Below are 13,566 nucleotides of genomic sequence, written 5' to 3'. Positions count from 1 at the left end.
GTGGGCGCTTCCTAATAAGGAACGTCCACTTTTTCATTAAAGACATACAAAACTGGCTCATGAAGGTGATCCAAAACAAACGCCTTTTTTTTAGCACGACGCAGCTGACGGTACATCGAAAAGTCGCCGGCCGCTCCACCGATTAAAAAAGCGGATGTAATCATTAAAACAGCACTATTCAGCCAAATTCCCGCGATGAACGGAAGCAGGCCTGTTACCCAGAAAGGAAGGAGTAGCGCTCTTTTCATAGCAGAAACGGGCAGTATTTTTTTCGTGCCCGCATACGCAATGCCAAGTTCCCGGTTAATTCCATAAACGAGGTCCCTTCTTCTGCATTTCCCCCAAACTATAAAACCAATCAAGTGGAATATCTCGTGCAGAAAAATTAAAAGGATATACGAAATTGCCCACAAAATAAATCCCCACAATGAAAAAGAAAAGCCGCTTTCTAAATGGAGAAACGTCATAAGAAAGGTCCCGATGAATACAGAGATGAGCGTGAGAACAATTGCCCAGATATGAATACTTTTCATGTTTAATGTAATGACCTGGTCCGGTTCACGAGGAAGATTCATCGAAGTCACCCTTTCATTCCAGTTTTTGACGCACACATTGAACGATGCCGCTTAAGCTACATGTTCACGTGTTCCACGCTCCTTCAATTTTTTCGTATACCAGCTGTGCAGGATCATGCCGATAATAATCAGTACAATACCGCCGGATGCAATTGGACCTGGAAACGCCACATTGAAAAGCAGCACTTCACCGATCAAAGTAAACAATACCTGCGCGGACTGGGTCGCTTCAACAGACGCAAGCTGACCTGGATTGTGGCGGGATCGGTCAGTTGCGATAAAAAAGAGTGTTGTCGCAATAACACCAGATAACACGCTGACAATAAATGTCTGAACCAGCTGGCTTGAGGACGGTGCTCCATCCGTTGCCCAGCCAAATGCACTAATGAGAATCCAAAATGGGAGACTCGCAATAATCATGCCGAGAATCCGCGAAAATGTATCAAGCCGGCCGCCGCACAGTTCCATCATCTTCCGGTTGCCAAGCGGATACGCACAAGCCGCGATTAGCACTGGCAAGACACCGGTCATAAAGGCGGACGTTGTTAAGCCATCTGATTTTTCGAATTGAAGCAATGCAACACCGATCAAAATGACACAGGAAATCGCTAACGCGCCGAGCGGAATTTTATGACGGATTACCTGCCCGTTTATTTTCTCCGTAAACAGCGGCGTTAAGAGAACACCGGCGACAATCGTTAGCTGCCATGTGCCGCCGACAACCCAGCCTGGTCCGGATGCCGCTGCATACGTAATCGGAGCATAAAAAAGCCCAAATCCGAAAAAGCTCCACACAACCCATGCAATAGGATTGCGCTTCATTTCTGTAAATAGCGGCCGCAGTCTGCCGCGCATGGCGACAATGATCGCAAAAAACGGCATCATAAAGAAAAAACGAAGGGAGGCACTCCACATCCAGCTCCCGCCCGACAGCTCCATCGAACGATTTAAAATAAAGGTTACTGCAAAAAACACCGAAGCTAAAATGCCAATGGCTATTTCTTTCATAAAGCGCCTCTTTCCCGGTATCTGTCCTCTAATTCGTTAATATGTCCATGCGCTGGATGACAGGCACCCTTATGTGTATGTTAAAATCATATCATACTGACAAAAAACAAGGGGGAATTGCGATGAAGGCGATTGTGCATGAAGGAGCCGCCGGACTTAGCGGTGTTTCTTGCCGTGAAACAGAGGAAGCGGTACCAAAACACGGGGAGGTACGGATTCGGTTAAAAGCAGCGGGGCTGAATCATCGCGATTTGTTTGTACTGCACCGTCATCAAGAGCATGAGCCGCCGCTTGTGATCGGATCAGATGGCGCGGGTATCGTGGATGAAGTCGGCGCGGGTGTAACATCGGTTAAAGTGGGAGACGAAGTGATCATCAACCCGGGACTTGGCTGGCCGGACAAAAGCGATGCGCCGCCTGCTGGATTTGAGATTGTTGGCTTGCCGTTTCACGGAACATTTGCAGAATTAATCATTGTGCCCGCAGAAAATGCGGTACCGAAGCCGCAACACTTGTCATGGGAAGAAGCAGGAGTCTTGTCACTTGCCGCTTTAACGGCATACCGTGCACTATTTACAAGAGGCAATGTTAAACCTGGCATGACGGTATTAATCCCAGGCATCGGCAGCGGAGTAGCGACGTTTTTGCTTCAATTTGCAAAAGCAGCAGGTGCTGCTGTGTACGTCACGTCACGTTCGGAAGAAAAGCGCCAAAAAGCGCTGGAAATCGGCGCGGATAAAGCCATTGATTCAGCGGACAGCTGGACTGAAGCGCTCGGCGGAGAAAAAGTCGATCTTGTTATTGAATCTGTCGGTGCGGCGACATTTAATCAGTCGCTTGAGCAGTTGAAAACTGGCGGTACCATTGTTACGTTTGGTGCGTCGGCCGGGGATGAAGTGATGATTAATTTACGAACCTTTTTTTATGGCCAGTTTAACATGCACGGCTCAACGCTCGGCAGCGGTGAAGAACTGAATGAAATGCTTCAATTTATCGAAAAACATGAACTACACCCTATTATGGACCGGACGTATACACTTGATCAATTTGAAGAAGCCTTTACAAGAATGGAAAAAGCCGAGCAGATCGGGAAAATTGCATTTTCTATTGAATGAGACGCTTTAGTGTGATAAAACTAGTAACAAGATTAATTAGAAAAGCGCAAGGCGTCTGTTTATCGGCTTTATGCAGAACAAAAGCTAATAAACACGGCATCGTGCCGCCGCGCGTCAAAACTGCCACGTCATGTGGCAATCGCCCGACTTAGATCATCCTGATCGTCGCAACGCTTTTGTGACCTGCATCCTGCAGACCTAGATGACGCCTGGAGCTGGACATTATTAAAAGTGTATATTATTTTCTTAGTAAATTAAATAGGAATCACCACTGGGGGTGCCCTTAATGGGGCTGAGAGAGGCGAGCTGCCTTAACCCTTATAACTTGAACCGGTTTGAACCGGCGTAAGGAAGGGGTGTTTTGACGCATTACGCCAATTTGTCATGACAGCCGTTTCTTCCTTGCGAAGAAATGGCTTTTTTACGTTTTAGAAAGGGAGGCTGCTATGTCCACGATCACACAATTACATATACAAATTGATGAGCGGAAAGATGAACTTATTGATTTGTTGAAAACGTTGATTTCATTTAAAACTCCGGCACCGCCTGCCCGTAATACGGAAGAAGCACAGCAGTATGTCGCTGCTTTTTTGTGTGAAAAAGGCTTCGCAATTGATAAATGGGATGTCTATCCGGGAGATCCGAATGTCGTCGGTACATTAAAAGGAACAGACAGCGACGCGTATAAAAGTTTAATTATAAACGGCCATATGGATGTAGCAGAAGTAAGTCCAGACGAGAAGTGGGACGCGGATCCGTTTACACCGATTATTCAACATAATGCTGTCGTCGGGCGTGGCGCAGCAGACATGAAAGGTGGTTTGGCAGGCGCTTTATTTGCGATTCAGCTGCTCCACGAAGCGGGTATTGTGCTGCCAGGTGATTTGATTTTTCAATCTGTCATCGGTGAAGAGGTGGGTGAAGCGGGTACCCTTCAATGCTGCAAAAAAGGCTATAGCGCTGATTTTGCCCTTGTCGTCGACACGAGTGACCTGCATATTCAAGGCCAGGGCGGCGTCATTACCGGGTGGATCACATTAAAAAGCGATAAGACGTTTCATGATGCGACGCGCCGGCAAATGATTCACGCGGGCGGCAAGCTGCTAGGGGCAAGCGCCATTGAAAAAATGACAAAAATTATTCATGGTCTGCAGGAGCTTGAGCGGCACTGGGCGGTCATGAAAAGTTATCCTGGATTTCCAGCAGGGACAACAACGATTAATCCGGCGGTAATTGAAGGAGGACGTCACGCTGCTTTTATCGCGGACCAGTGCCGCCTTTGGATTACAGTCCATTTTTATCCGAATGAAACATATGAAAGTGTGGCAAAAGAAGTAGAAGAATTTATCGGAAATATAGCAAAAGGCGACCTGTGGATGCAGGAAAACCCGCCACAGTTTGAGTGGGGCGGCACGTCCATGATCGAAGACCGCGGAGAAATTTTCCCATCGTTTGAAGTGGACCCTGATCATGCGGCCGTTCATACATTGATAGGCGTACACAGCATGGTACTAAAAGAAAAGCCGCTACTTGACGTGTCACCGACCGTAACAGATGGCGGATGGCTGGCGGATGCTGGCATTCCAACCGCGGTTTACGGACCCGGCAAGCTGCATCATGCCCATGCCGTTAATGAGCGGCTCGATATCGATGAACTCGTCCAATACACGAAAGTGATGGTTTCCTTTATATACAATTGGACGCACAAAAAGAAAGGAGACCAGTGATATGAAATTCAGCGATCAGCTAAAAGAAAAATGTCTGCCGATCTGGCAGCAAAATCATAACCATCCGTTTGTAAAAGGAATGGGCGATGGGACGCTCGATCCGGATAAATTCCGTTTTTATATGGTGCAGGACTACTTGTACTTAATTCAATATGCAAAAGTGTTTGCGCTTGGCGCGGTTAAAGCGGACGACATTGCCACAATGGGAAAATTCGCGGCGCTTTTGGACGGGACGTTAAATGAAGAAATGGCCCTGCACCGGCAGTATGCGGCCCGGTTTGGCATCACAGAAGAAGAGCTTGAGCAGGCGAAGCCGTCACCGATTACGCTTGCCTATACGCACTACATGCTGCATGCGGCGCAAAACGGGACGATTGCGGATGTCGTAGCGGCGGTCCTTCCATGTGCCTGGAGCTATTGGGAAATTGGCAAAGAATTAAACAAGCGGCCGGGCGCAGCGGATCATGAACTGTACGGCGAGTGGATCGCGATGTACTCATCAGAGGAGTTCGGTCAGCTGGCCCAATGGTGCATCGATTTAATGGATGAACATGCAGTTGGAAAATCGGATCAAGAGCGCGTGCGGCTGGAAGAGATTTTCTTAAATACGACCCGGTTTGAGTATATGTTCTGGGATATGGCATACAACGGGGAAATGTGGCCGGGCGATGCGTAAGCCGGTGCTCCAGTTTCAGGATGTGTCGTTTTCATATGACGGCAAAAAAACGATCCTGGATGGGTTTCATTTAAACGTGTACGACCGCGAATTTATCACGATTATTGGTGCGAGCGGTTCGGGAAAAAGTACGCTTTTTCGCTTGATTACCGGTCTTGAAAAGGAAGAACACGGTGCGATATGGCTAAATGGCGAGCAGGTGAAAAATCGCCACGGCCGCACCGGCTATATGCCGCAGCAGGACTTATTAATGCCGTGGCGGACGGTACTTGAGAATGCCGCGGTTCCGCTTGAGCTTGCGGGAGTTGGCAAAAAAGAAGCAGCAAGCCGAATTTTGCCGCTTTTGAACGAATTTGGCCTCAATGGTTCTGAACATAAATATCCGTCTGAGCTGTCCGGCGGAATGCGGCAAAGAGTATCGTTTTTACGGTCGGTTTTAACCGGTTCAAACATCTTGCTTCTCGATGAGCCGTTCAGCGCGCTTGACGCGATTACGCGGCTGTCGATGCAGGAATGGCTCTTAGACCAGTGGGAAAAAAGGGAGAAAACGATTTTGTTTATTACGCATGATGTAAATGAAGCGCTGTTTTTATCCGACCGGATTCTCGTTTTTCAGGAGACACCGGTCCAAACGCTTCAGGAAGTCATTGTGCCGCTTGACCGCCCAAGATCGCTGCGTGATTTAAACGATCCAGCTGTAGTGAGGCTAAAGGATGGGCTGATTGACCAGCTGCGGAGCGGGGGGAATAAGATTTGATGAAAAAATATGGCCCCGCTATCCTGATTGTCGTTTTTTTATTTGGCGTATGGGAGCTGGCTTCCCGTACCGTCAATTTGCCGTTTATTTTTCCACCGCCATCCGGTGTGGCAATCCGGTTTTGGGAACTGCGGGAAACACTGCTGTTTGATCATTTGCCGCCGACGCTTGCCATTATTTTAATCGGTCTTGCGATATCGATTGTGCTCGGTGTGGCACTGGCCGTCTGGATGGCGGTGAGTGAAACGGCGGAGCGCGCTTTTTATCCGCTTGTCATTTCGTCGCAAATGATTCCAACGATTGCCCTCGCGCCGATTTTTATTATGTTTTTCGGCTATGGCATTTGGAGCAAAGTGGTGGTCACCGTACTGATTACGTTTTTCCCGATTACCGTCAATACGTTTGACGGGCTGAAATCAAGCAGCAAAGAGCTGAGAGAATTGATGCTGACGATGGGCGGGACAAAAAAAGATATCTTTTTAAAAGTGCAGGTACCGTCGGCGAAACCGCATTTTTATTCCGGCTTAAAAGTAGCCGTTACCTTAAGTGTGATCGGTGCGGCGATTGGGGAATGGCTTGGTGCCCAGGCGGGACTTGGATACTTCAGCCGCCGGATGATGACTCAATTTGACGGCGCGGCTGTGTTTGCGCCAATTGTTCTGTTATCGGCTGTTGGTATTGTTTTATTTTTACTTGTGAAGGTACTTGAAAAACGATCAATGAAATGGAGGAATAAAGAATGAAAAAATGGACAGCTGGTATTCTCGCGGCACTGCTGCTTGCGGGATGCGGGTCAAGTGCAAAGGAAGAAGGAACAGAGAAAGCGACAGGGGGCGGCAGTGAAGAGCAAGAGCTGCGGGATGTCAGTATTATGCTCGACTGGTACCCAAATGCGGTGCACAGCTTTTTATATGTAGCAGAGGAAAAAGGCTATTTTGAAGAAGAAGGAATTAATCTCGACATTCAATTCCCGGCCAATGCAACCGACCCGATTGCCATGGCTGCGTCAGATCAAGTAACGCTTGCGATTACCTATCAGCCGGATGTTATTGTTGCACGTACTGAACAAAATGTCGGCGTGAAATCGGTTGGCGCGATTGTACGGGAGCCGTTAAACCGCGTCGTATCGCTTGCAGAAAGCAATATTCAGTCACCAAAAGACTTAGAAGGCAAAATAGTCGGCTATACAGGCATTCCCCTGAATGAATCGATTGTCCAAACAATGGTAGAGCAAGATGGCGGTGACCCATCGAAAGTGGAATTGATCGATGTTGGCTTTGAATTAAATTCAACACTTATCAGCAAAAAAGCAGATGCTGTTGTCGGTGCGTATATTAACCATGAAGTACCGCTTTTGGAGTTTGAAGGGTACAAAACATCAAATTTTGATTTGACGGAATACGGTGTGCCGTCGTTTTATGAATTAATTGCCGTCACAAGCGACAAAACGTGGGAAGAAAACCCGGAACTCATCGAAGCGTTCTGGCGGGCCGCAGGGAAAGGCTTTGATGACATGAAAGCAAACCCGGAGGAAGCACTTGATATTTTGATGGCCAATCAGGAAACAGAAAATTTCCCGCTTGAAGAAGAAGTAGAAAAAGAGAGCATGGATATTTTATTGCCGCTGATGGAGTCCGAACAGGGCTTTGGCTATCAGGAAGAAGAGCCATGGAAAGAAACAGCCGAATGGATGAAAGAAACAGGCTTAATTGAAAAGGATCCAAAAATCGACGAGCTGTTCGTCAATATGCCGGAATAAAGAGGAAGTGCCTGAAAATTCGGGCAGTTCCCACTGTTTTCGTGTACAATGTAAGATATGCAGGATGTAAAGGAGAGGGATATACTTGTTAACAAATGATCTCGATTTCCGACTCGAGCCGAGACTGAAAGACTTATACGATGAACATAAAAAACGTTCCGCTAAAATAGACTGGGGCTACCATGAATTTTTGCCATGGGATAAAGCACAGGATTTTCGCCGTGTTCCTTGGGATCCATCGCAGGTTACATTGCCTGCAAGTGTCGTAACTGCTATTGAAACAGCTCTTTTAACAGAAGTGAATTTGCCTTGGTTTACGTCGCATCTTGCGCAGACATTTAAAGGCTCGCTTTCTATCGTAAAAGATTTTGTTTATACATGGACTGCAGAGGAAGACCAGCATTCAAATTTGCTTGAGACGTATTTGCTTATTACACGCAGTGTGGATCCGAATCGGCTGCATGAACTTCATAAAATGACTGTTGAGAACGGCTGGGAGCCTGATTTTCACACACCGTTTGAAACGATGGTGTATACATCGATGCAGGAGCTTGCGACCATGGTGTTTTACAACAATGTCGCGAAAGAAGCGAACAAGCACGATCCGGATCTTGGCAGACTGCTGCGCCGCCTTGCAAAAGATGAAACGCTTCATTATGCGTTTTACCGTGACGTGATCAAATTTCATTTGCAGCTTGAGCCAAATTATTGCTACCACCTTGGCCACGTTATTAAAAACTTCCAGATGCCGGGTGCCGTTATGCCGGATTTTGAAAACCGGATGGCGATTATTGCAAAAGAAGCAAACTACGGACCGCTTGAATACTTTGATCAAGTGCTCGATGTAATTATTAAGTATTGGGATATTGAAAACCTCCGCCCAATCGCGCCGGAAGCAGAAAAAGCACGTCTTGATATTTTAAACTACCATGCACGGATGAAGCGTGTAAAAGAACGGTTTATGCGTTCACAAAAGTAATTGAATCATGGATAATATGCACAAAAAGGATAAAATGACAAAAATCTGTTCGGAAAAGGGATGCTATGGTACGCTTATTTCATTCCCTAATGTGAACAGAAGTGTCTCACATCCCCAGGGAAAACGAAGCACCGCGCTTCGTTTTCTTTTTTTATTTATTGGAGGCGTTTACAAGGTGGCAGTCTTCATAAGTGTGCTTATTCAAATTATTCTTCCTATGTTTTTGCTTATTGCAGCTGGCGCTTTTTTGCACCGGAAATATACATTGCACATGCCGACATTATCACAGTTGACCATTAATTTCTTTTTGCCGATGGTGTGCTTTGTGAATATATATGAAACAGAACTGTCAGGTAAAACCGCTGTGATCGTTTTTGTTTATTTGGTGCTGTTTAATGGACTTTTAATCGTAGCAGCCATGCTCATCTCCAAGCTGGCAGGGTTCGACCGGAAATTATCATCCAGCTTTCAAAACAGCGCCGTTTTAAGTAATTCAGGCAATTATGGTCTTCCGGTAAGCGGTCTTGTGTTTGCCGCAAATCCACTTGGCTTATCTATTCAAATTATCATTTCGATTTTTCAAAACCTGCTGACATATACGTGGGGGTTTTACAACTCTGTTTCCGCTTCGGCCGATAATGAGAACGTGCTGAAAAAAGTACTCAAGCTGCCAGTGCTCCATGCCCTTGTTTTAGCTGTTATGTTAAAAGCAGCCGGCATCAAAATTCCAGTCTTTTTATGGTCACCAATCGAAAATTCATCAAATGCTTTTTTAGCGGTCGCTCTCATTACGCTTGGCGCACAATGTGCTTATATGAAAATCACATCTATTTCTAAGCCGCTCATACTTGCCGTTGCAACGAGACTGCTGCTTTCACCGATGATCGGTCTGCTCGTTATTTTCCTGCTGGATGTTCATGGGACGCTCGCACAGGCGATGTTTATTGCCAGTTCATTTCCTACATCACGAAATAGTGCGCTTTTGGCGCTTGAATACGATAATTATCCGGAATTTGCGTCACAGACTGTTATTGTTACCACTGTTCTCAGCAGTGTAACAGTGGCATTAGTCATTTATTCAGCAAAAATATGGTTCCCTTTGTAAGCGCGTTTTTTTCTAAGCCGTGCTCTTTTTCGTTATGGTAAAATGAAAAGGACGAGGGAGGGATATGGATGATTGAAAGCTGGATGGCGGAAGTGCAGAAAACGCGCCGGGCACTTCGTTCGAATATATTAGAAACGGTGCTGAATGAATTTGACTCACGGATCACCGGCCTGAGTCATGATAAACGCAAGCAGAAATACAGGCAAATGGCGGAAAACCCATTTCGATTTTTCCGGGGCAGCGCCTATTTATTTTATTACGATGTGACAAAAATTCCATTTTCATTTCATACACCAGACGACAAACCGACTTGGATTCAAGGCGATATGCACGTGGAGAACTTCGGTGCGTTTCAAAATAACGAAGGGGATATTGTGTATGATGTTAACGATTTTGACGAAGGCTACATGGGTTCGTACGTATATGATTTACTGCGTATGACTGTCAGTATCGCCCTTTATTGTGAGCAGTATGGTTTTAGTGACGCAGAAGAACGGATGCGTGTATTTCTTGACGCCTATTACAAACAGCTGAAAAAGTTTGTAAAAGGAAAAGAAGATCCTGTTACTCTTTTTTACACAGAAGAGAATACAACGGGCCCGATTCGCAAAGTGCTCAAAAAACTTGAAAAACGTGATTCAGCACGACTGCTTGAAAGATGGACAGTAAAAGAAAACGGTGCACGGACGTTTGGCTTTTCAGAAGAACTCGCGCCCGTTACACAAAAAGAGCAGGAAAAAATTGACGCCGTTTGGAGCGAGTATATAGCTAGCCTGGATGATACAGACCGAAAAAAAAGCGGATTTTATGAAATAAAACATATCGTACGCAAGCATGGATCCGGTACGGCTTCGATCGGTCTCGACCGCTATTACATTTTAATAGAAGGCAAGCAGGAATGCACAGAGCAGCTTGATGACTTGATTTTGGAAATGAAAGAAGTGCGTGCTCCAATACCAGCTTATTTTATGCCATACAATGAAGAATTTTGGCTGAAATACGGTCATCAGGGTGAACGTGTTGTCACGACCCAAAAAGCGATGCATCACCATGATGATCCATTGTTAGGTTATGTCACGATCGACAACCGGCATTTCTACGTGCGGGAACGGTCTCCTTATAAAAAAAGGGTAAAGCCGGAAGATATTGAAAACGAAAAAGAGTTTGATAAAGTACTCGACGTCTTCGGCGGCATTGCGGCGAAAATTCATGCCCGAGCGGATGTAGACATCGCGCATTCACTCTTAGATTATCATAGTGAAGAAGAGATCTTAAATGCGATTGGCGAGAATTTTGATGCGTTTTCTGAACAGCTCGTTTTTATGTCAATGGCGTATAAGGAACGCGTCAAACAAGATTACGTACTGTTTTGCGGCTGGCTGAATACAAAATTTACGTAACAAAAAAACTGCCTCTCTCTGGGCAGTTTTTTTCATGAAACGAGTTTTAAGCCGATCACAGCAATGATAATCATGGCAATAAATAAAAGCCGCTTGGCGTCACGCGGTTCATTGTAAACAATCATGCCAACAAGCGCGCTCCCGACCGTACCGATTCCAGTCCAGATACTATACGCTGTGCCCATTGGAATAGAAGCCATGGCAATAGACAAAAAAAGAAAACTCAGTCCGAAGCCGCAAATTAAAATCAGCCAGGAGCGTAACGTTTTTTGTTCGTTGACCATTGTCATGCCGGCAACACCGACTACTTCTAAAAGGCCTGCTGCGATTAATAGGGTCCATGTCATGATGCCGCCACATCCTTTTCATGTGTGACCATTTTTAAGCCAATAATACCGATAAGAAGAAGCATGATGAGCGCCACTTTCATCCAGCTGAACGGCTCGCCAAACATGGCCATATCGAGTAAAACCGTTCCGGCGGTTCCAAGGCCAACAAAAGCCGCATACACGGTGGTGGCCGGTAAGTGTTTGGAGCAATAAATGAGCAGGCCAAAGCTGACTGCAATCGCCACAGCCGTTCCGATCCATTCAAAAAGCGAATCAGCATGTTTTAATCCTGCTGCCCATCCAACTTCAAAAAATCCCGCAATAAGAACGAGAAGCCATTTGGTATTCATCTCTATTCCCGTCCTTTCATAAAACTCTGTTCAAATATCCGCCATGCGACATTGAGCCGCTTTTCTGAGCGCTCGCGTGTGCCGTAGCATAGTTCGACAAATACACTGTCTAAAATAATCGTATACATAACACCAGCATCGTCGCTATTCACAGAAGACCTGTTTAAGAGGGCTTTGACTTTTGCTTCAAGTGCCCCGAGATAAGAATTATATTGTTTAAGAATATGTTCTCTTAAAAAATCAGGCGGGAAAAAAGAGCTTGTCAGAAAAAAGCGAAACAGCGGATCCTTATCGTAAAGAAAAAGGCATGATTGGAGCAGCCCGTATAAATCATTGGTTTCTCCCACTCTCTTCATTTCAGCATTGAACGCATCCTGAAAGATACATTTAAATAAGTAATCCTTGCTTTTATAATGTGCGTAAATAGATGGTTTTTTTATGCCGACGTTTTCGCTTATTTGAGCAAGGGATGTTCCAGCGTAGCCGTATTCAGCGAAAAGGGAAGCTGCTGCTTGTTTAATCGATTCTTTCATTTTCCAATCCTTCCTACCGTTCGTTAGTGCGTATAATAACATAGATAAAGAAACAAAGCAAAAATGCCCGCCTTTTCCAGGCGGGCATCATATTATGTTGTATACTCACCATTAATTTTTACGTAATCGTACGATAAGTCACAGCCCCAGACGGTTGCGGCACCTGTTCCATTTCCAAGTGAAATGTTAATGAGCACTTCATTTGTTTTTAAATAGTCCTCTAGCTCCGTCCGCTTGTCTTCAGTCGGCATCCCATCTTTGAACACGTGAACATCCGCAAATGAAACCGAAACAGAGGAAGTCTCGATAGGATCCTCTGAATTGCCAATCGTCGACATAATCCGTCCCCAGTTCGGATCTTCTCCAAATATAGCCGTTTTAACGAGCGGCGAATTAATAATCGATTTGCCGATTTTTTTGGCAATTTGATCACTTTCTGCCCCGGTTACCCGTACTTCTACAAGTTTCGTTGCGCCTTCCCCGTCACGGGCAATTTCTTTTGCAAGTTCAATGCAAAGATCTGTTAATACCGACTCGAATTCGGCTAAATCCACATTGCCGGCCAGCCCGTTTGCCAAAATGGCCACGGTGTCGCTTGTGCTTGTATCGCCATCAACGGAAACGCTGTTAAAGGAAACATCAACCGCTTTTTTCAGCATTTTTTTTAAGTCAGCAGGCTCGATTTCCGCATCCGTTAGAATATAGCTGAGCATTGTCGCCATGTTTGGCTCAATCATGCCTGAGCCTTTCGCCATTGCGGCAATTGTGACATCACCGATCTTGCGCGTCCGGAACTTTGGATAGGTATCTGTCGTCATAATCGCCCTTGCTGACTGCTCAAGTCCATCCGCTGTCAGCTGCTTTTTTAAGCCGGGAACAGCTGCGGTGATTTTTTCAATCGGCAGTGGAACACCGATCACGCCAGTTGATGAGGGAAGGACGTCGCCCGCATGAATGCCGAGCTCAGCAGCGACTGCTTCAGTCATCGTCCGGGCATCTTGAAGGCCTTTGTCACCGGTTGCGACGTTTGCATTTTTGCTGTTAACGGCAATCGCCTGCAAATAGCCGTCCGCCACATGTTCTTTTCCAATCGTAATCGGCGCGCCGCAAAATTGGTTTTTCGTAAACATTGCCGCGGCGGAAGCGCGGACATCTGAATAAATAATCGTAAAGTCGAGCGTATCATCTTTTATGCCTGCATTAACAGAGCAGGACGTAAATCCTTTTGGAAAATGAGTCAAAGAAAATCCTCC

15 protein-coding genes and 1 riboswitch are annotated in these 13,566 nt (G+C 45.9%); of the genes, 9 read left to right on the top strand and 6 right to left on the bottom strand.

Going from position 1 to position 13,566, the window contains the following annotated elements:
- Positions 1-11 precede the first annotated feature (11 nt).
- On the bottom strand, positions 12-575 hold the full coding sequence (locus tag BA724_RS07670; protein ID WP_069938075.1) for a DUF3267 domain-containing protein: 564 nt from the start codon (positions 573-575) through the stop codon (positions 12-14).
- 51 nt (positions 576-626) lie between these two features.
- Positions 627-1,583, bottom strand: coding sequence for a DMT family transporter (locus tag BA724_RS07665; RefSeq protein WP_069938074.1), 957 nt, complete (start codon positions 1,581-1,583; stop codon positions 627-629).
- A 122-nt stretch (positions 1,584-1,705) separates the two neighbouring features.
- Here BA724_RS07665 and BA724_RS07660 point away from each other — a divergent pair, with 122 nt between their 5' ends.
- The 9 genes from BA724_RS07660 to BA724_RS07620 all read left to right on the top strand — a co-directional run bounded on the left by BA724_RS07660 (position 1,706) and on the right by BA724_RS07620 (position 11,101).
- Complete coding sequence (locus tag BA724_RS07660) at positions 1,706-2,698, top strand: zinc-binding dehydrogenase (RefSeq protein ID WP_069938073.1); 993 nt, start codon at positions 1,706-1,708, stop codon at positions 2,696-2,698.
- A 263-nt stretch (positions 2,699-2,961) separates the two neighbouring features.
- Positions 2,962-3,067, top strand: a riboswitch (TPP riboswitch).
- A 77-nt stretch (positions 3,068-3,144) separates the two neighbouring features.
- Complete coding sequence (locus tag BA724_RS07655) at positions 3,145-4,425, top strand: acetylornithine deacetylase (protein WP_069938072.1); 1,281 nt, start codon at positions 3,145-3,147, stop codon at positions 4,423-4,425.
- A 1-nt stretch (position 4,426) separates the two neighbouring features.
- Positions 4,427-5,101, top strand: coding sequence for a thiaminase II (tenA, locus tag BA724_RS07650; protein ID WP_069938071.1), 675 nt, complete (start codon positions 4,427-4,429; stop codon positions 5,099-5,101).
- Positions 5,094-5,858, top strand: a complete 765-nt coding sequence (locus tag BA724_RS07645) for an ABC transporter ATP-binding protein (protein WP_069938070.1) — start codon at positions 5,094-5,096, stop codon at positions 5,856-5,858. Before tenA ends, BA724_RS07645 begins: the two co-directional genes overlap by 8 nt.
- On the top strand, positions 5,858-6,601 hold the full coding sequence (locus tag BA724_RS07640) for an ABC transporter permease (protein WP_069938069.1): 744 nt from the start codon (positions 5,858-5,860) through the stop codon (positions 6,599-6,601). The genes BA724_RS07645 and BA724_RS07640 overlap by 1 nt, the downstream gene beginning before the upstream one ends.
- A complete protein-coding gene (locus BA724_RS07635; RefSeq protein WP_069938068.1) occupies positions 6,598-7,617 on the top strand; it encodes an ABC transporter substrate-binding protein in 1,020 nt (339 codons plus the stop codon). The genes BA724_RS07640 and BA724_RS07635 overlap by 4 nt, the downstream gene beginning before the upstream one ends.
- A gap of 85 nt (positions 7,618-7,702) precedes the next feature.
- Entirely contained in the window at positions 7,703-8,596 is an 894-nt protein-coding gene (locus BA724_RS07630; protein ID WP_069938067.1) for an acyl-ACP desaturase, read from the top strand.
- Between the two features lie 175 nt (positions 8,597-8,771).
- Positions 8,772-9,701 (top strand): AEC family transporter, encoded by a 930-nt coding sequence (locus tag BA724_RS07625; RefSeq protein WP_069938291.1) that lies wholly within the window; start codon positions 8,772-8,774, stop codon positions 9,699-9,701.
- 68 nt (positions 9,702-9,769) lie between these two features.
- A complete protein-coding gene (locus tag BA724_RS07620) occupies positions 9,770-11,101 on the top strand; it encodes a DUF2252 domain-containing protein (protein WP_069938066.1) in 1,332 nt (443 codons plus the stop codon).
- Between the two features lie 32 nt (positions 11,102-11,133).
- Here the strand turns inward: BA724_RS07620 and BA724_RS07615 are convergent, their stop codons facing one another.
- The 4 genes from BA724_RS07615 to argJ form a co-directional block, all read right to left on the bottom strand.
- Positions 11,134-11,448, bottom strand: a complete 315-nt coding sequence (locus tag BA724_RS07615) for a DMT family transporter (protein ID WP_069938065.1) — start codon at positions 11,446-11,448, stop codon at positions 11,134-11,136.
- Entirely contained in the window at positions 11,445-11,780 is a 336-nt protein-coding gene (locus BA724_RS07610) for a DMT family transporter (protein ID WP_069938064.1), read from the bottom strand. The genes BA724_RS07615 and BA724_RS07610 overlap by 4 nt, the downstream gene beginning before the upstream one ends.
- A gap of 2 nt (positions 11,781-11,782) precedes the next feature.
- Complete coding sequence (locus tag BA724_RS07605) at positions 11,783-12,313, bottom strand: TetR/AcrR family transcriptional regulator (protein ID WP_069938063.1); 531 nt, start codon at positions 12,311-12,313, stop codon at positions 11,783-11,785.
- Between the two features lie 92 nt (positions 12,314-12,405).
- Positions 12,406-13,554 (bottom strand): bifunctional glutamate N-acetyltransferase/amino-acid acetyltransferase ArgJ, encoded by a 1,149-nt coding sequence (gene argJ, locus BA724_RS07600; protein ID WP_069938062.1) that lies wholly within the window; start codon positions 13,552-13,554, stop codon positions 12,406-12,408.
- Between the last annotated feature and the right edge of the window lie 12 nt (positions 13,555-13,566).

It is taken from the genome of Domibacillus iocasae (assembly GCF_001750285.1).
In the GTDB taxonomy this organism is placed as follows: Bacteria; Bacillota; Bacilli; order Bacillales; family Domibacillaceae; genus Domibacillus; species Domibacillus iocasae.
This window is presented reverse-complemented; position numbering and strand designations above follow the sequence as displayed.